Below are 15,909 nucleotides of genomic sequence, written 5' to 3' on the forward strand. Positions count from 1 at the left end.
TCGCGCGCCCCTAGCGATACGGCGCATCGGCTTCAAGGTTCGCGGCAATCGCCCGCTCCCACTTGTCCCCGTTCGCCAGCAGCTTGGCCTTGTCGTAGAGCAGTTCTTCGCGCGTTTCGGTCGCGTATTCGAAGTTCGGCCCTTCGACGATGGCATCGACCGGGCAGGCTTCCTGGCAAAAACCGCAGAAGATGCACTTGGTCATGTCGATGTCGTAGCGCGTGGTGCGGCGGCTGCCGTCGTCGCGCGGTTCGGCCTCGATCGTGATCGCCTGGGCCGGGCACACCGCTTCGCACAGTTTGCAGGCAATGCAGCGTTCCTCGCCGTTGGGATAGCGGCGCAGCGCGTGCTCGCCGCGGAAACGCGGGCTTAGCGGGTTCTTTTCGAACGGATAGTTGATCGTCGCCTTGGGCTTGAAGAAGTACTTCAAGGTCAGCCAGTGCGCCTTGACGAACTCCCACAGCGTGAAGCTCTTGATCAGTTGAGCCGGGCTCATACGCCGTACCTCGTGAACATCAGGTAGCCGCTGACGACGACGACGAACAGCAGCGAAACGGGGAGGAACACCTTCCAGCCCAGGCGCATCAGCTGGTCATAGCGATACCGCGGGACCGTGGCCTTGACCCACGAGAAGATGAAAAAGAAGAAGAAGATCTTCGCGAACAGCCACAGCCAGCCCGGGAAAGGGTCAAACAGCCCAAGGACAGCAGCAAGCCATCCCATGTGATGACTGGCCAAAAATGCTATGATTGGCGTTAAAACATTTCCGACGTTTAGCGGCGGCAGCCATCCGCCCCAGAACAGCGTGGCGTTGAGCGCGCACATCAGCAGGACGTTGGCGTATTCGCCCAGCCAGTAGAGCGCGAAGCTCATCGAGGAATATTCGGTCTGATAGCCGGCGACGAGTTCACTCTCCGCTTCGGTAAGGTCGAACGGCGCGCGGGCGGTTTCGGCCATGCCGGAAATGAGGAACATCACCCACATCGGGAACAGCAGCGGGTTGGCGACAAAGCCGTTGATCGGCCCGACATGCGCCTGCTGCGCCTTGACGATGTCATTCAGGTTGAAGGTTCCCGCCCACATCACCACGCAGATCAGGATGAAGCCGATCGACACTTCATAGGATATCATCTGCGCAGAGGCGCGCATCGCCGAGAAGAACGGATACTTCGAATTCGATGCCCAGCCTGCGATGATCACGCCGTAAACGCCAAGGCTCGAGATCGCGAGAACATAGAGCAGGCCGACGTTGACGTTGGCCAGCACCGCGTCCGAATTGAACGGGATCACTGCCCATGCCATCAGCGCGACGGTAAAGGTGATGATCGGCGCGATCAGGAACAGACCCTTGTTCGCCGCCGATGGAACGATCGTTTCCTGCAGGAACACCTTGAGCCCGTCGGCAAACGACTGCAGAAGCCCCCACGGCCCGACCACGTTCGGTCCGCGCCGCAGCGCCATTGCGGCCCAGACCTTGCGGTCGACATAGATGATCATGGCCACCGCCAGCATCAGCGGCAGGGCGATCAGCAGGATTCCGCAGATGGTCGCCAGCAGCCACGCGGCCTCGTAGCTCATCCACTGGTTGAAGAACTCGGTCATTCCGCGGCCTCCGCGAAAGTTTCCCCGTGGAGCAGCTCGGCCGAGCAGCGCTGCATCGTTTCGCTCGCGCGGGCGATGGCGTTGGTGAGGTAGAAGTCCTTGATCGGATAGGCCTCGATCGAGCCGCTGATCCCGGCCTTGCCCTTGGGCAGGGCGCCATATTCGGCGAGGCCTTCGCGGCCCAGCGCGGGAACGGCTGCGATCATCGCGGCGCGCAGCTGGTCGAAGCTGTCGAAGCCGACCGTCACGCCCAGCGCATCGGCCATGGCGCGCAGGATCGTCCAGTCCTCGCGCGCGTCGCCCGGCGCGAACACGGCCTTGTCGGCAAACTGCACCCGGCCTTCAGTGTTGACGTAGGCGCCCGGCTTCTCGCTGAACGCGGCGGCCGGCAAAATCACGTCGGCGGCATGCGCGCCCTTGTCGCCGTGGTGACCGATGTAGACGATCATGCTGTCGGCGAACCGGGTGTAGTCCACCTCGTCCGCGCCGAGCGAAATCAGCATCTTGGGCTTGGCGGCAACCAGATCGGCGATGCCGCCCTTCTGCGCATAGCCGAGCATCAGGCCGCCCATGCGGGCTGCGGCCATGTGCAGCACGTTGAAGCCGTTCCATCCATCCTTGACGAGGCGATTGGCCGCCGCGAAGGCGAGGCAGGCATCCAGCGCCCCCTTGCCCAGCGCCGCGCCGCCCATGATCAGGGCCGGACGCTCCGCCTTGGCAAAGGTATCCGCGGCTTCCTTGGGCAGATTGCCAAGTACCGACAGATCGGTGCCGAGGAAGGTCGCCGGGAAAGTCGTTTCCCATTCGGGACCGATCAGGAAAACCTTGCCGCCCTTCTTGGCCACCTTGCGGAGGCGCGCGTTAAGCACGGCCGCTTCCCAGCGGACATGGCTGCCCACGATCAGCAGCGCGTCGGCTTCTTCGATACCGGCAAAGCCCGAATTGAAGTTGACGGCAGCCAGGCTCGAACAATCGTAGTCGAGGCCGGTCTGGCGGCCTTCGAGCTGGGTCGAACCCAGCGCGCCGGCCAGCGCCTTGGCCGCGAACATCGTCTCGCAATCGACCATGTCACCGGCGACCACGGCCACCGAGCTGCCCGGATTGATCTTCGCAACCGCGGCAAAGGCTTCGTCCCAGGTCGCGGCGACGAGCTTGCCATCACGGCGCAGCCAAGGCTTGTCGAGGCGGCGGCGGGTCAGCCCGTCGACCATGTAGCGGCCCTTGTCGGACAGCCATTCCTCGTTCACGTCGTCGTTGATGCGCGGCAGGATGCGCAGCACTTCGCGCCCGCGGCTGTCAAGCCGGATGTTCGAGCCGAGCGCGTCCGATACGTCGATCGACAGCGTCTTTTTCAGCTCCCACGGCCGCGCTTCGAAGGCATAAGGCCCGCTGGTCAGCGCGCCGACCGGGCACAGATCGATCACGTTGGCGGACAGCTCGTGCTTGGCCGCCTTTTCAAGGTAGGTCGTGATCTGCATGTTTTCGCCGCGGTAGAGCGCGCCGATTTCATCCACGCCCGCCACTTCCTCGCTGAAACGCACGCAGCGAGTGCACTGGATGCACCGCGTCATCGTCGTCTTGATCAACGGGCCCATGTATTTTTCGGTGACCGCGCGCTTTTCCTCATGGAAACGCGAGGCGCCGCGGCCGTAGGCGACCGACTGGTCCTGCAGGTCGCATTCGCCGCCCTGGTCGCAGATCGGGCAATCGAGCGGGTGGTTGATGAGAAGGAACTCCATCACCCCTTCGCGTGCGGCCTTGACCATCGGGCTGTCGGTCTTGATCACCTGTCCGTCGGTCGCGGGCAGAGCGCAGGACGCCTGCGGCTTCGGCGGCCCGGGAGCAACCTCGACCAGGCACATGCGGCAGTTGCCGGCAATGCTGAGGCGCTCGTGGTAACAGAAGCGCGGGATTTCCTTGCCGGCCAGCTCGCACGCCTGCAGGACGGTAGCGCCCTGCGGGACCTCGAGTTCAACGCCGTCTACGGTGACTTTAGGCATTACTCAGCGGCCTCCCGCACGTTTTCGGCAATCCGGCGCTCCAGTTCGGGGCGGAAGTGCTTGATCAGGCCCTGGATCGGCCAGGCGGCCGCGTCGCCAAGCGCGCAGATGGTGTGGCCTTCGACCTGCTTGGTCACTTGCTGCAGCATGTCGATCTCCTCGATAGCCGCATCGCCGGTGCGCAAGCGGTTCATCACGCGCCACATCCAGCCGGTGCCTTCGCGGCACGGGGTGCACTGGCCGCAGCTTTCGTGCTTGTAGAAGTACGACAGGCGTTCGATCGCGCGGACGATGTCAGTGGACTTGTTCATGACGATGACCGCCGCGGTGCCAAGGCCCGAGCCGACAGCCTTTAGGCCGTCGAAATCCATCGGCGCGTCCCAGATTTCGGCTGCCGGAACCAGCGGGACCGAGGATCCGCCCGGGATGACCGCCAGCAGGTTGTCGCGTCCGCCGGTGACGCCGCCGCAGTGCTTTTCGATGAGTTCCGAGAACGGAATGCTCATCGCTTCCTCGACCACGCAGGGCTTGTTCACGTGGCCCGAGATCTGGAAAAGCTTGGTGCCTTTGTTGTTCTCGCGCCCGAAGGAGGAGAACCACGCCGCGCCGCGGCGCAGGATCGTTGGGGCGACCGCAATCGATTCGACGTTGTTGACCGTGGTCGGGCAGCCATAGAGCCCAGCACCGGCCGGGAACGGCGGCTTCAAGCGCGGCTGGCCCTTCTTGCCCTCAAGGCTTTCGATCATCGCGGTCTCTTCGCCGCAGATGTAGGCGCCCGCGCCGCGGTGGACGAAAACGTCGAAATCGTAGCCGGACTTCGATGCGTTCTTGCCGATCAGGCCGGCGGCATAGGCCTCGGCCACGGCCGCTTCGAGCACCTCGGCTTCGCGGATGTATTCGCCGCGAATGTAGATATAGGCGGCGCGCGCGCGCATCGCATAACCGGCCACCAGCGCACCTTCGATCAGCTTGTGCGGATCGTGGCGGATGATCTCGCGGTCCTTGCACGAACCCGGTTCGGACTCGTCGGCGTTGATGACCAGGAAGCTGGGACGGCCGTCCTTCGATTCCTTGGGCATGAACGACCACTTCAGGCCGGTCGGGAACCCTGCCCCGCCGCGCCCGCGCAGGCCCGACGCCTTGATTTCCTCGATGATCGCGTCCTGGCCGCGGGCCATCAGCGCCTTGGTATCGTCCCAGTCCCCGCGCGCCTGAGCGGCGCTGAGGTTCCACGGCTGATAACCGTAGAGATTGGTGAAGATGCGGTCCTTGTCAGCCAGCATTGCCGCTGTCCTTGTTCTTCTGCTTCGCCGCGTGGACGGCGATGAACACCGTGAGCACGCCCATGAACGCGGCCCCGAGCGCGATCCAGACCGCCATTACCACTCACCCCGGTAGTCGTGGTTTTCCGAAACCATGGCTTGCAGGGTGCTTAGTGCGCCGACCGGTTCGACCGTGTGGCGCGCGGGATCCTGCGTGCCTTCCTTGGGGGTCTGCCCAGCCGCCAGCGCATCGAGAACGGCATCGAAGCGATCGACCGTCAGGTCCTCGTAGTTGCCGTCGTTGATCTGGACCATCGGCGCCGACGAGCAGTTGCCCATGCATTCGACCTCGGTCAGGGTCCACATTCCGTCATCGGTTGTATGGCCCTTGTGCATTCCGCGCTTCTTGCAGGCAGCGAGAATATCGTCCGACCCACGCAGCATGCAGGGCGTGGTGCCGCAGACCTGCACGTGAAACTTCCCCACCGGGACCAGGTTGTACATCGTGTAGAACGAGGCGACCTCGACCACGCGGATGATCGGCATGTCGAGATACTTCGCGACATATTCCATCACCGGGATCGGCAGCCAGCCCTGGGTGCCGGTTTCCTCGCCCACCTGACGCTGGGCGAAGTCGAGCAGAGCCATCACCGCCGAGCGCTGGCGGCCATCGGGATATTTGGCGATTGCCGTCTTCGCCTTCGCTTCCCACGCAGGAGCAAAGGAAAATCCACCCCAACGGGCGCGCAATTCCGGCGTATCGGCTTCAAGGTGACGGTCAGCCAACGGAGTCTCTCCGCTTCTTGAGCAAGTCCTGGCCGAATAGCGCCAGCTCGAATCCGGCAATGCAGACTGCGAGCTGCGCTATCACGTGGGGCAGGTCGCCGCCCTCATAGGACGCGCCCAGATAGCATACCGCCAGAAGCAGGCCGGTGATGCAGGCCCAGACGCGCACAATGGCAAAATCGACGTGTTTCAACGGACAAACTCCACGCGAGAGCACTTGTCGCCCTCGAACGAGTAGATGGACATTACTTCGAAAGGTTCGGCATCGTCGGAACGCCAAACCTTTTCGTGCAGCACGGCATAGTCGCCCAGATGATAGCCTTCGATAATCTCCGCGCGGTTTTGCGGAAACTCGGCGAACATCTTCTTCAGACCTTCGCGCACGCCTTCCTTGCCCTCGCGCAGGACCGCGCCGCGATAGGCCGCTTCACAGGCATCGTCGGTCATCAGCGCAACGTAGGCGTCGGCGTCCTGCGCGTTGTAGTGAGCGATCATCTGGGTCGCGATTTGCAGGCGGTAGGGCATGTTAGAATTTGTTGCTCAAAAATGCCGTGGTGATCCGGGTCACCTGGCCGTCTTTAGGGTAAATTATCATCGCGCTTGGCTGATCTTTTGGGCGCAAACCCTTGCACTTGAACTGGACGCCATACGATCCATTCATCAGCCTATCGAATGCGAAAACCTTGCAGCCTTTAACCTTCGCGACTGTCTCGTCCAGATCAGGGAACTTTTGCTTGGCGGCAAGCTGCCGATCGAGAATTTCGGGCGGAAGCGTCTCACCGACGATCATCTTGGCGAGAACTAGATGGACAGCCTGCTCGTCTGGCGACGCAGCAACTGCCGAATTTGGCACCAGCAAAAGGCCAAGGAGGGCTTTCCTCACCGGTCGCACTCCCCGAACACGACGTCGATCGCGCCGAGTATGGCTGTCGCGTCGGGGAGCATGTGGCCCTTGCACATGAAATCCATAGCCTGGAGATGGCTGAAAGCGGTCGGGCGGATCTTGCAGCGGTAGGGCTTGTTGCTGCCGTCGCTGACCAGGTAGACGCCGAATTCGCCCTTGGGGCTTTCGGTGGCGACATAGACCTCGCCGGCGGGCACGTGAAACCCTTCGGTGTAGAGCTTGAAGTGATGGATCAGGCTTTCCATCGAGCTCTTCATTTCGGCGCGCTTGGGCGGCGCGACCTTGCGGTCGTCCGAGGCGATCGGGCCGGAAGGCATTTCGGCGATGCACTGGCGGATGATGCGGGCCGACTGGCGCACTTCTTCCACGCGGACCATGAACCGGTCGTAGCAGTCGCTGCGCGTGCCGACCGGGATTTCGAAGTCCATCCGGTCATAGACGTCGTAGGGCTGGCTCTTGCGCAGGTCCCACGGAATGCCCGCGGCGCGGATCATCGGGCCGGAAAAGCCCCAGGCCAGCGCGTCTTCCTTGCTGACCAGCGCGATATCGACGTTGCGCTGCTTGAAGATGCGGTTGTCGACCACCAGGCTCATCGCGTCTTCGAACAGCGGCTTGAGACGCGTGTCGAGCCAGGCGTCGATATCGTCGAGCAGATCCTGCGGCACGTCCTGGTGTACGCCGCCGGGCCGGAACCAGGCCGAGTGCATGCGGGCACCCGAGGCGCGTTCGAAGAAGTTGAGGCAATCCTCGCGAATTTCGAACAGCCACAGGTTCGGCGTCATCGCGCCGACGTCCATCACGTGCGACCCCATGTTGAGCATGTGGTTGCAGATGCGGGTCAGTTCGGCGAACAGCACGCGCAGGTACTGGGCGCGGATCGGCACTTCGACGTTGAGCAGCTTTTCGACCGCGAGGACGTAGCTGTGCTCCATCCCCAGCGGCGAGCAATAGTCGAGCCTGTCGAAGTAGGGCAGCGCCTGCAGGTAGGTCTTGTGCTCGATCAGCTTTTCGGTGCCGCGGTGCAGCAGGCCGACGTGGCAATCGACGCGTTCGATCAGTTCGCCGTCAAGCTCCAGCACCATGCGCAGCACGCCGTGCGCGGCCGGGTGCTGCGGGCCGAAGTTGATCGTGTAGTTGGAAATGACCTCGTCACCGGTGGTCGGTGACTGTTCGAGAGTGAAGCTCACGCCTTGTCTCCCTTTTTCGGCCGGCTGTCGGTCTTCTCCGGCGGAGCGGGATCGGCCTTGGCGATCGGCTCGACGGCCGGAGCCCCGGTAGAGGCCTTGTCGGCGGCTTTTTCGTTAGCCTTGTCGCCGGCGCCGGTCTGCGCCTTGCTTTCGGTTGCCTTGGGAGTCGGCGCGGCCGTTGTAGGGGTGGCCTTCTCGTCGCCCGGGAGGACGTAGTCGGCCCCTTCCCACGGACTCATGAAATCGAACTGGCGCAGGTCCTGGGCGAGCTTGACCGGTTCGTAGACGACGCGCTTGTCTTCTTCCGAATAGCGCAGCTCGACATAACCGGTCAGCGGGAAGTCCTTGCGGAACGGGTGCCCTTCGAAACCGTAGTCGGTCAGGATCCGGCGCAGGTCGGTATTGCCCTCGAAGATCACGCCGTAGAGGTCGAACACTTCGCGCTCGAGCCAACCGGCGTTGGGCCACAGGTGCGTGACGGTCGGCACCGGGGTGCTCTCGCTGGCGGTCACCTTGACGATCAGGCGGTGATTGCGGGTCACCGAAAGCAGCATGTAGACGACGTCGAAACGCTCGGCCCGGCTCGGATAGTCGGCGCCGGCAATTTCCATCAGCTGCTGGTATTCGTGGGTGTCGCGCAGCGCGGCAAGGCAGGTGCCGATCTGGTCGCGGGCGACGGTGAGGATGATCTCGCCATGCTCCTCGCGCGCGGCAAGCAGCTTGCCGCCCAGAGTCTGGGTAACGGCGTCGATCACCCCGTCGTTCGGGGCCATGCGCGGAGCGGAATGCAAAACCGTCATGCCGCCCTCACCGCTCGATCGTGCCGACGCGGCGGATCTTCCGCTGCAACTGCATCACGCCGTAGAGCAGCGCCTCGGCAGTTGGCGGGCACCCGGGGACATAGATGTCGACCGGAACGATCCGGTCGCAGCCGCGCACCACGCTGTAACTATAGTGATAATAGCCACCGCCATTGGCGCAGCTGCCCATCGAGATCACGTACTTGGGGTCCGACATCTGGTCGTAAACCTTGCGCAGCGCCGGCGCCATCTTGTTGCACAGCGTGCCCGCCACGATCATCACGTCCGACTGGCGCGGGCTGGCGCGCGGCGCGACGCCGAACCGCTCCATGTCGTAGCGGGGCATGTTGACGTGGATCATCTCGACCGCGCAGCAGGCGAGTCCGAAGGTCATCCACCACAGCGAGCCGGTGCGGGCCCACTGGAACAGCTCTTCGGTGCTGGTGACGAGGAAGCCCTTGTCGTGCACTTCGGCGTTGATGTCGTTGAAGAAGCCCTGGTCGGGCGCGGTCACGGTCTGGCCGGCAGCCAGCGGCTGCCCCGCGGAATTGACGAGAGTGCTCATTCCCAGTCCAGTGCTCCGACTTTCCAGGCGTAGATCAGGCCGACCACCAGTTCGCCGATGAAGATCATCATCGTGATCCAGGCAGGCCAGCCCAGATCGGTGAAGGTTACCGCCCAGGGAAACAGAAATGCGGCTTCAAGGTCGAAGACCACGAACAGGATCGCCAGCAGATAGAAGCGCACGTCGAACTGTCTGCGCGGATCCTCGAAAGCGGGGAAGCCGCATTCGTACTCGCTCAGCTTTTCGGCGGTCGGGTTATGGGCGCCGGTCAGGCGCGCCACGCCCATCGGCAGGAACACGAAGGCCGTCGACAGGCCCAGCGCCACGCCGAGGAAGATCAGGATCGGCAGATATTGCGAAAGGTCGACCACGCGAAGTCCCTCGGCGCCGGAATCGGCTTTGCGAACGTTGTGGGCGCCCTAATCCCGCGACACCGCAGGCGCAAGTGGGCTCGGCCCGATTAGGCCCAAGAATTGCAACATTTGCAACTGACCAGAAGGGCGATGCGGCCCCCGCAACCGGTCAGCCCAGTTCGCGCGCCAGGGTCTTCTGGGTGGTCTTGCCGTAGGGCGGCATCAGCCCGGCAAGCTTGGCCACGTTCATCTTCGGCTGGTGATACACCGAGCGGGCGTGGCTGAAGGTCTTGAACCCTTCCGGCCCATGGTAGCTGCCCATGCCCGAGGGGCCGATTCCCCCGAACGGCAAATCGTCGATCGATACGTGGAAGACAACGTCGTTGACCGTTACCCCGCCTGAAATCGTGCGGGTAAGCACCTGTTCGCGCTCACCGCTGTCCTCGCCGAAATAGTAAAGGCCCAGCGGACGGTCGTGCGCGTTGACGTAGTCGATCGCCTCGTCGATCGCCTTGTAGGTCTTGACCGGCAGGACCGGTCCGAAGATCTCGTCCTGCATCACCTTCATGTCATCGCTGACCCCGCGCAGGATCGTCAGCGGCATCTTGTGGCCGTTCGAGGCCGCAAAATCCTCGTTCCCCGGATTGACCTCGATCGCCTCGGCGCCCTTGGCCTTCGCATCGTCGATCAGTCCCTGCAGGCGATCGCGGTGGCGGGCGTTGACCACGGATGTATAGTCATCGTTGGCAAGCAGCGTCGGATACATCGCGCCGACCGCCTTGCTGACCGCGCCAATGGCCCGGTCTTCCAGGTCCTGGGGCACCATCATGTAGTCGGGCGCAAGACAGATCTGTCCGGCGTTGAGCATCTTGCCCATGGCGATCCGCTCCCCCGCGCGCTCGATATTGGCGCTGCGGCCTAAAATGGTCGGCGACTTGCCCCCCAGTTCGAGCGTCACGGGGACGAGGTTGTCGGCGGCGGCGTGAAGCACGTGCTTGCCGATCGGCGTCGCGCCGGTGAACAGCAGGTGATCGAAGGGCAGCGAGCAGAACGCCTGGCCCACGTCCGGGCCGCCGGTGCAGACCGCCAGCTCTTCCTCGGCAAAGTGCTTGGCGAAGACCGTCTTCATCATCTCGGAGGTGTCTTCGGTGAACTCGCTAGGCTTCACCATCACGCGGTTGCCTGCGGCGAAAGCCTGGACCATCGGCGCGACGGTTAGGCCGACCGGGAAATTCCACGGGCTGACCACGCCGATCACGCCCTTGGGCTCGTAGCGCAATTCGGCCCTCGCCCCGAGGAGGCCCAATGGAAACGGCGGGCTGCGCCGCTCGGTGCGGGCCCACTTGTCGATGTTCTTGAGACAGTACTTGGCCGCCGTGACCGATGGCATGATATCGGTCATCAGGCTCTGTTCGTGGCTGCGGTGCCCGAAATCGCGGCTGATCGCCCGTGCCAGGTCGTCACCGGACTCCTTCATCATCGCGATGACCCGCTGCAGCCGGTCCTTGCGCACCGACAGCGATTCCGGCCGGGCAAGGGTGAAGGCGCTGCGCTGCGCTTCGAGTATCGCGGTCATAGCGGCGGCTTGGGTGGTCATGGCGCTCTCCGTTTCACTTTGCCACCTTGTTTCCCATAGGCACGCCGATGGCAAGGGCCGATGCTTTTGATCAATTGCCTTTGCCGCAACGCAACATTAATACGCCGGTCGAAATCCCCGCCCGAATAGAGAGACTCAACGCCATGGCCCAGCTTTCCGCCAACGATCCGATCGTCATCCTGTCCTATGCCCGCACACCGATGGGCGCCATGCAGGGCGCGCTTGCCGATGTCGCCGCCACCGATCTCGGCGCAACCGCGATCAAGGCCGCCGTTGAGCGTGCCGGGGTCGACGGGGCCGACATTGACCGCGTCTACATGGGCTGCGTGCTGCCGGCCGGACTCGGCCAGGCGCCCGCCCGCCAGGCGACGATCAAGGCCGGCCTGCCCAAGTCGGTCCAGGCCACGACCGTCAACAAGGTCTGCGGATCGGGCATGCAGACCCTGATCATGGGTGCCGAAGCCCTTGCCGCAGGGACCATCGACCTGGTGGTCGCGGGCGGCATGGAAAGCATGACCAACGCCCCCTACGTTCTCAAGAAGCACCGCTCTGGCGCGCGCATCGGCCATGACACAGCCTATGACCACATGTTCCTCGATGGCCTCGAAGATGCCTATGAACCGGGCCGCGCGATGGGCACCTTTGCGCAGGATACCGCCAACGAATACCAACTGACCCGCGAAGCGCAGGACAGCTACACCATCGAATCGCTGCGCCGCGCCCAGACGGCGATCGCCGACGGCGCCTTTGTCGAGGAAATCGCTCCCGTGACCGTGGTGAGCCGCGCGGGTGAAACCGTGGTCGATACCGACGAGGCCCCCGGAAAGGCGCGCCCTGAAAAGATTCCGTCGCTGAAGCCCGCCTTCGCCAAGGACGGCACGATCACTGCGGCAACGAGCAGTTCGATCTCGGACGGCGCGGCTGCGCTGGTCCTCACCCGCGAGAGCGAAGCCAAGGCCAAGGGCCTGTCACCTGTCGCCAGGGTAATTGCCGTGGCGGCTCACGCGCAGGAGCCCAAGGATTTCACCGTGGCTCCGGTCGGCGCGATCACCAAGGTGCTCGACAAGGCCGGCTGGTCGCTGGGCGACGTCGACCTGTTCGAAGTGAACGAAGCCTTCGCCTGCGTTGCGATGTTCGCGATGCACGATCTCGGCATCCCGCACGAAAAGATCAACGTCCACGGCGGCGCAACCGCGCTGGGCCATCCGATCGGCGCGTCTGGCGCTCGCATCGTCACCACGCTGATCGCAGCGCTCAAGCGTCACGGCAAAACCAAGGGCGTCGCCAGCCTGTGCATCGGCGGCGGCGAAGCAACTGCAGTCGCGCTCGAACTGGCCTAGGGACACCGAATGCCGGCGGGCTTCAGGGCTCGCCGGCACCCCACAGGCGGTCCTGGCGGATATAGCCGGCGCGCTCGCCGATCCTGACCCCGCACCAACCCTTGTCGCAATCATCCAGCAGTACGACCACGCCTGGCTCTACCCGCCACAAAAGGCGCGCGTTGGCGGCGCCCATCTCGCGCATGTCGGTCAGGCCCTGCCCCTTGACGAAAGCGCTGCGCTGACGGGTAAGGAAGCGCGCGAGCATCCAGCCACGCGTGCCGTCCGGTTCTTCGACGAGGCGCCACCCATCCAGCAGCCGTACGACCTTCACCGGAAGTTGCGGCCGGCGGTAGACCCAGTCGATGCGGTAATCTTCGCCGGGCCCTGCGCGCATGTTGACTTCGCCGGCGCGGATCGAGGCCCAATACGGCACCGAAACCTCCTGCGCAGCGACTGGAGCGGCGATGGCGGCGGCCGCGACGGCCAGCAGGATGCGTAAACTGTTCATGACAATTGATTCCCCGATAGCCGCGGTTCGCCATGCGCTTCAAGTCGCTTGACCGGATGGCACGTCGCGGCATAGCGACCCTTGCATGACCGTCGTGACCGAAACACCCGCCGGACGACGCCTGACCGGGCGCCCCCGCGTCCACGTCACCCGCCGGCTGGTCCCGGCGGTCGAAGCGCGCATGGCGGAACTGTTCGACGTCACGCTCAACACCGATGATCGCCCGTTGTCGCGCGAAGAAATGGTTGCGGCAATGCGGGACTGCGACGTCCTGGTGCCCACCGTCACCGACCGCATCACCGGGGACATCATCGCCGAGGCCGGCGACCGGATCGGCCTCATCGCCAATTTCGGCGCCGGAACCGAACACATCGACCTGTCCGCGGCACGGCAGCGCAAGATCATCGTCACCAACACCCCGGGGGTGTTCACCGACGATACCGCGGACCTTGCCATGATGCTGATCCTGTCGGTGCCGCGACGGCTGGGCGAAGGCAGCCGGCTGGTGCGCGACGGCGGGTGGACCGGCTGGGCCCCGACCGCGATGCTGGGCCACTGCCTGGGCGGCAAGCGGCTGGGCATCGTCGGCATGGGCCGAATCGGCCAGGCCGTGGCGCACCGTGCGCGCGCCTTCGGTCTCGACGTCGTCTATCACAACCGGCACCGCCTGCCCCCCAGCATCGAGAACATGTTCGGCGCGCGCTACGAACCCGATCTCGAAATGCTGATCGCCGAAGCGGACATCCTCACGCTCCATTGTCCATCGGGGCCGCACACCCGGCAATTGCTGAACGCCGCGCGGCTGGCCACGATGAAGCCGGAAGCCTATGTCATCAACACCGCCCGCGGCGACCTGATTGACGAGGAAGCCCTCATCGCTGCGTTGCAGGAAGGCCGTCTGGCTGGCGCCGGGCTCGACGTCTTCGCCCATGAACCGGATGTCGACCGCCGGCTGATCGACCTGCCCAACGTCATCACCCTGCCCCACCTCGGCAGCGCCACGATAGAGGGGCGTTCGCACGCGGGCGAAAAGATCATCGCCAACATCCGCTTCTGGGTCGATGGCCATCGCCCGCCCGATCAGGTGCTCGAAGGCTGGGCATAATCCCGTGCTGACGCAATTTGCCCATAGCGCACGGCTTGCAGACTGACGGAACGTTGCCCTATTGGACCGCAGGACGCACGAATGCGGTCAAGTTGGGCCGCCTTGGGGGACAATCGAGACGCCATGCGCAAAACCGCTGCCCGTTGCGCTGCCACGCTTGCCCTCGCCCTCCCATCGCTGGCCTTCGCCCAGGAAACGGTCGTGGATGTGGCCGACACCGGCGACACCGCCTGGATTCTGATTTCCGCAGCGCTTGTCCTGATGATGACCATGCCCGGCCTGACGCTGTTCTACGGCGGCCTGGTCCGGGCAAAAAGCTTCCTTGCCGTGCTGGTCCAGGTCGGCACAATAGCGGCATCGGCCTCGCTGTTGTGGATCGCGCTCGGCTATACCATGGCGTTCGGCCCGGTCGGCAGTGGCTGGATCGGCGGATTCGGCAACGCGATGCTGGGCAACCTCGGCAATGTGCGCGATGGCTACATGGTGCCGGAAAGCGCCTTTGTTCTGTTCCAGATGACCTTCGCCGCGATCACGCCTGCGCTGATGGCCGGCGCCTGGGTCGATCGGGCACGGTTCGGCTGGGTGGTCGGGTTCTGCGCATTGTGGGGCCTCGTCGTCTATGCGCCGGTCGCGCACTGGATCTGGGGCGGCGGCTGGCTCGCGACAAAGGTAGGCACGCTCGATTTCGCGGGCGGGATCGTGGTTCACACCACCGCCGGCGTATCGGCGCTGGTCGCGGTCATCCTGCTCGGCAGTCGCAGCGGCTTCCCCAGGACGCTGATGCTGCCCCACGCTCCGTCACTGACCATGGCCGGGGCGGCTTTGCTGTGGGTCGGCTGGTTCGGGTTCAACGGCGGCTCGGCCCTTGCCGCGAACGACGATGCCGCCAGCGCAATCATCAACACCCATGTCGGCGCAAGCATGGCCGCACTGGTCTGGCTGCTGATCGAGCGGTTCACGGTCGGAAAGCCGACCAGCGTGGGCTTTGCTACCGGTGCGATCGCCGGCCTCGCCACGGTGACGCCGGCCGCAGGCTTCATCTCGCCCGGCGCGGCCTTCGCCTTCGGAGCCGTTGCGGCGCTGGTCTGCTACCCGATGATCCAGATCGTCAAGCAGCGGCTGAAGATCGACGATTCGCTTGACGTCTTCGCGGTCCACGGCGTCGGCGGCATCACCGGTTCGCTGCTGCTTGCAGTGTTCCTCTCACCCGATCTGGGCGGCACCGGTTATGCCGATGGCGCGACGATGATCAGTCAGCTGGCCGCGCAATTCGTCGGGATCGGCGTGGTGGCGCTGTGGTCGGCGATCGCCTCGGCGATCATTGCAGTGGGCGTTTCGCTGCTCCTCCCGATGCGGGTCAGCGAGGACGACGAGCGCGAAGGCCTCGACCTTGCCAGCCATGGCGAACGGGCGTGGGAGTTCGATTGAGCGACGCCGCCGAACCGCATCGGCCCTGGCGCGCCTATGTGCGCGGCGCGCTTGCAGGAACCCTGCGCTTTTCCGGACGGTCGCGCCGTGGCGAACTGGTCAGTTATCTGGTCTTCCAGCTCTTGCTTGGCGGCCTGCTCACCTTCATTGCCGGGTTCTGGCTCGACCCGCTGGCTCGGGACGGGTTCGGGCGGGCCTGCGCGGCGCTGCTCGCCATTCCCATGATCGCGCTGCTGGTGCGGCGCTTGCACGACGTCGGCCTTGCCGGATGGTGGTCCGCGCCGATAATCGCGCTGGCGCTCTATAATGCAGCCCTGTCGGCCACCGCGATGGTGCGCGGGGCCGAAGCGCGGCTCGCGGTCGAACGCATCCTTTGGCCACTCGACCTGATCGCCATCGGCATCGCGCTAGGTGCCCTGGCCCTGATCCTGGCGCCGGGCACCAGGGGCCCGAACCGGTTCGGCCCGGACCCGCGCACGGACGGCTGAAC

General features: G+C 64.4%; 18 protein-coding genes. 4 read left to right on the top strand and 14 right to left on the bottom strand.

Annotated features, from left to right (window positions below; all coding sequences use genetic code 11):
* Window positions 1-10 precede the first annotated feature (10 nt).
* From nuoI to B0I00_RS03830, 13 genes are all read right to left on the bottom strand, one after another.
* Entirely contained in the window at window positions 11-496 is a 486-nt protein-coding gene (gene nuoI, locus B0I00_RS03770; protein ID WP_100865982.1) for an NADH-quinone oxidoreductase subunit NuoI, read from the bottom strand.
* The gene (gene nuoH / locus B0I00_RS03775; protein WP_100865983.1) at window positions 493-1,602 is read right to left on the bottom strand and encodes an NADH-quinone oxidoreductase subunit NuoH; all 1,110 of its coding nucleotides are present in this window, start codon (window positions 1,600-1,602) and stop codon (window positions 493-495) included. The genes nuoI and nuoH overlap by 4 nt, the downstream gene beginning before the upstream one ends.
* Window positions 1,599-3,602 (bottom strand): NADH-quinone oxidoreductase subunit NuoG, encoded by a 2,004-nt coding sequence (gene nuoG / locus B0I00_RS03780; protein ID WP_100865984.1) that lies wholly within the window; start codon window positions 3,600-3,602, stop codon window positions 1,599-1,601. The genes nuoH and nuoG overlap by 4 nt, the downstream gene beginning before the upstream one ends.
* Entirely contained in the window at window positions 3,602-4,885 is a 1,284-nt protein-coding gene (nuoF, locus tag B0I00_RS03785; RefSeq protein WP_100865985.1) for an NADH-quinone oxidoreductase subunit NuoF, read from the bottom strand. The genes nuoG and nuoF overlap by 1 nt, the downstream gene beginning before the upstream one ends.
* Window positions 4,886-4,981: 96 nt before the next feature.
* Window positions 4,982-5,650 carry a complex I 24 kDa subunit family protein gene (locus B0I00_RS03790; RefSeq protein ID WP_100865986.1) on the bottom strand — a complete coding sequence of 223 codons (669 nt, stop codon included), beginning with the start codon at window positions 5,648-5,650 and terminating at the stop codon, window positions 4,982-4,984.
* Window positions 5,643-5,843 (bottom strand): hypothetical protein, encoded by a 201-nt coding sequence (locus B0I00_RS03795; protein ID WP_100865987.1) that lies wholly within the window; start codon window positions 5,841-5,843, stop codon window positions 5,643-5,645. Before B0I00_RS03795 ends, B0I00_RS03790 begins: the two co-directional genes overlap by 8 nt.
* Window positions 5,840-6,175 carry a nuclear transport factor 2 family protein gene (locus tag B0I00_RS03800; RefSeq protein WP_100865988.1) on the bottom strand — a complete coding sequence of 112 codons (336 nt, stop codon included), beginning with the start codon at window positions 6,173-6,175 and terminating at the stop codon, window positions 5,840-5,842. Before B0I00_RS03800 ends, B0I00_RS03795 begins: the two co-directional genes overlap by 4 nt.
* Window position 6,176: 1 nt before the next feature.
* On the bottom strand, window positions 6,177-6,533 hold the full coding sequence (locus B0I00_RS03805) for a hypothetical protein (protein ID WP_100865989.1): 357 nt from the start codon (window positions 6,531-6,533) through the stop codon (window positions 6,177-6,179).
* The gene (locus tag B0I00_RS03810; protein WP_100865990.1) at window positions 6,530-7,741 is read right to left on the bottom strand and encodes an NADH-quinone oxidoreductase subunit D; all 1,212 of its coding nucleotides are present in this window, start codon (window positions 7,739-7,741) and stop codon (window positions 6,530-6,532) included. The genes B0I00_RS03805 and B0I00_RS03810 overlap by 4 nt, the downstream gene beginning before the upstream one ends.
* Window positions 7,738-8,541, bottom strand: a complete 804-nt coding sequence (locus B0I00_RS03815; protein WP_100865991.1) for an NADH-quinone oxidoreductase subunit C — start codon at window positions 8,539-8,541, stop codon at window positions 7,738-7,740. The genes B0I00_RS03810 and B0I00_RS03815 overlap by 4 nt, the downstream gene beginning before the upstream one ends.
* A 7-nt stretch (window positions 8,542-8,548) precedes the next feature.
* The gene (locus tag B0I00_RS03820) at window positions 8,549-9,106 is read right to left on the bottom strand and encodes a NuoB/complex I 20 kDa subunit family protein (protein ID WP_100865992.1); all 558 of its coding nucleotides are present in this window, start codon (window positions 9,104-9,106) and stop codon (window positions 8,549-8,551) included.
* Window positions 9,103-9,477 carry an NADH-quinone oxidoreductase subunit A gene (locus tag B0I00_RS03825; RefSeq protein ID WP_100865993.1) on the bottom strand — a complete coding sequence of 125 codons (375 nt, stop codon included), beginning with the start codon at window positions 9,475-9,477 and terminating at the stop codon, window positions 9,103-9,105. The genes B0I00_RS03820 and B0I00_RS03825 overlap by 4 nt, the downstream gene beginning before the upstream one ends.
* A 151-nt stretch (window positions 9,478-9,628) precedes the next feature.
* Window positions 9,629-11,056, bottom strand: coding sequence for a coniferyl aldehyde dehydrogenase (locus B0I00_RS03830; protein WP_100865994.1), 1,428 nt, complete (start codon window positions 11,054-11,056; stop codon window positions 9,629-9,631).
* A 143-nt stretch (window positions 11,057-11,199) separates the two neighbouring features.
* Between B0I00_RS03830 and B0I00_RS03835 the strand changes: the two genes are divergently transcribed.
* Complete coding sequence (locus B0I00_RS03835) at window positions 11,200-12,396, top strand: acetyl-CoA C-acyltransferase (protein WP_100865995.1); 1,197 nt, start codon at window positions 11,200-11,202, stop codon at window positions 12,394-12,396.
* A gap of 22 nt (window positions 12,397-12,418) precedes the next feature.
* Here the strand turns inward: B0I00_RS03835 and B0I00_RS03840 are convergent, their stop codons facing one another.
* On the bottom strand, window positions 12,419-12,886 hold the full coding sequence (locus B0I00_RS03840) for an SH3 domain-containing protein (RefSeq protein ID WP_100865996.1): 468 nt from the start codon (window positions 12,884-12,886) through the stop codon (window positions 12,419-12,421).
* An 85-nt stretch (window positions 12,887-12,971) separates the two neighbouring features.
* Between B0I00_RS03840 and B0I00_RS03845 the strand changes: the two genes are divergently transcribed.
* From B0I00_RS03845 to B0I00_RS03855, 3 genes are all read left to right on the top strand, one after another.
* Window positions 12,972-13,991, top strand: a complete 1,020-nt coding sequence (locus tag B0I00_RS03845; protein WP_100865997.1) for a 2-hydroxyacid dehydrogenase — start codon at window positions 12,972-12,974, stop codon at window positions 13,989-13,991.
* Between the two features lie 123 nt (window positions 13,992-14,114).
* Window positions 14,115-15,419 (top strand): ammonium transporter, encoded by a 1,305-nt coding sequence (locus B0I00_RS03850; RefSeq protein ID WP_100865998.1) that lies wholly within the window; start codon window positions 14,115-14,117, stop codon window positions 15,417-15,419.
* A complete protein-coding gene (locus B0I00_RS03855) occupies window positions 15,416-15,907 on the top strand; it encodes a DUF805 domain-containing protein (RefSeq protein WP_157812462.1) in 492 nt (163 codons plus the stop codon). Before B0I00_RS03850 ends, B0I00_RS03855 begins: the two co-directional genes overlap by 4 nt.
* Window positions 15,908-15,909 lie beyond the last annotated feature (2 nt).

This window comes from Novosphingobium kunmingense (assembly GCF_002813245.1).
GTDB lineage: Bacteria > Pseudomonadota > Alphaproteobacteria > Sphingomonadales > Sphingomonadaceae > Novosphingobium > Novosphingobium kunmingense.

Coding starts and splice junctions, on each gene's coding strand:
- B0I00_RS03830 (WP_100865994.1), bottom strand. CDS start 11,056: ATGACCACCCAAGCCGCCGCTATGACCGCGATACTCGAAGCGCAGCGC.
- B0I00_RS03835 (WP_100865995.1), top strand. CDS start 11,200: ATGGCCCAGCTTTCCGCCAACGATCCGATCGTCATCCTGTCCTATGCC.
- B0I00_RS03800 (WP_100865988.1), bottom strand. CDS start 6,175: ATGCCCTACCGCCTGCAAATCGCGACCCAGATGATCGCTCACTACAAC.
- nuoG (WP_100865984.1), bottom strand. CDS start 3,602: ATGCCTAAAGTCACCGTAGACGGCGTTGAACTCGAGGTCCCGCAGGGC.
- B0I00_RS03840 (WP_100865996.1), bottom strand. CDS start 12,886: ATGAACAGTTTACGCATCCTGCTGGCCGTCGCGGCCGCCGCCATCGCC.
- nuoH (WP_100865983.1), bottom strand. CDS start 1,602: ATGACCGAGTTCTTCAACCAGTGGATGAGCTACGAGGCCGCGTGGCTG.
- nuoI (WP_100865982.1), bottom strand. CDS start 496: ATGAGCCCGGCTCAACTGATCAAGAGCTTCACGCTGTGGGAGTTCGTC.
- B0I00_RS03820 (WP_100865992.1), bottom strand. CDS start 9,106: ATGAGCACTCTCGTCAATTCCGCGGGGCAGCCGCTGGCTGCCGGCCAG.
- nuoF (WP_100865985.1), bottom strand. CDS start 4,885: ATGCTGGCTGACAAGGACCGCATCTTCACCAATCTCTACGGTTATCAG.
- B0I00_RS03815 (WP_100865991.1), bottom strand. CDS start 8,541: ATGACGGTTTTGCATTCCGCTCCGCGCATGGCCCCGAACGACGGGGTG.
- B0I00_RS03845 (WP_100865997.1), top strand. CDS start 12,972: ATGACCGTCGTGACCGAAACACCCGCCGGACGACGCCTGACCGGGCGC.
- B0I00_RS03850 (WP_100865998.1), top strand. CDS start 14,115: ATGCGCAAAACCGCTGCCCGTTGCGCTGCCACGCTTGCCCTCGCCCTC.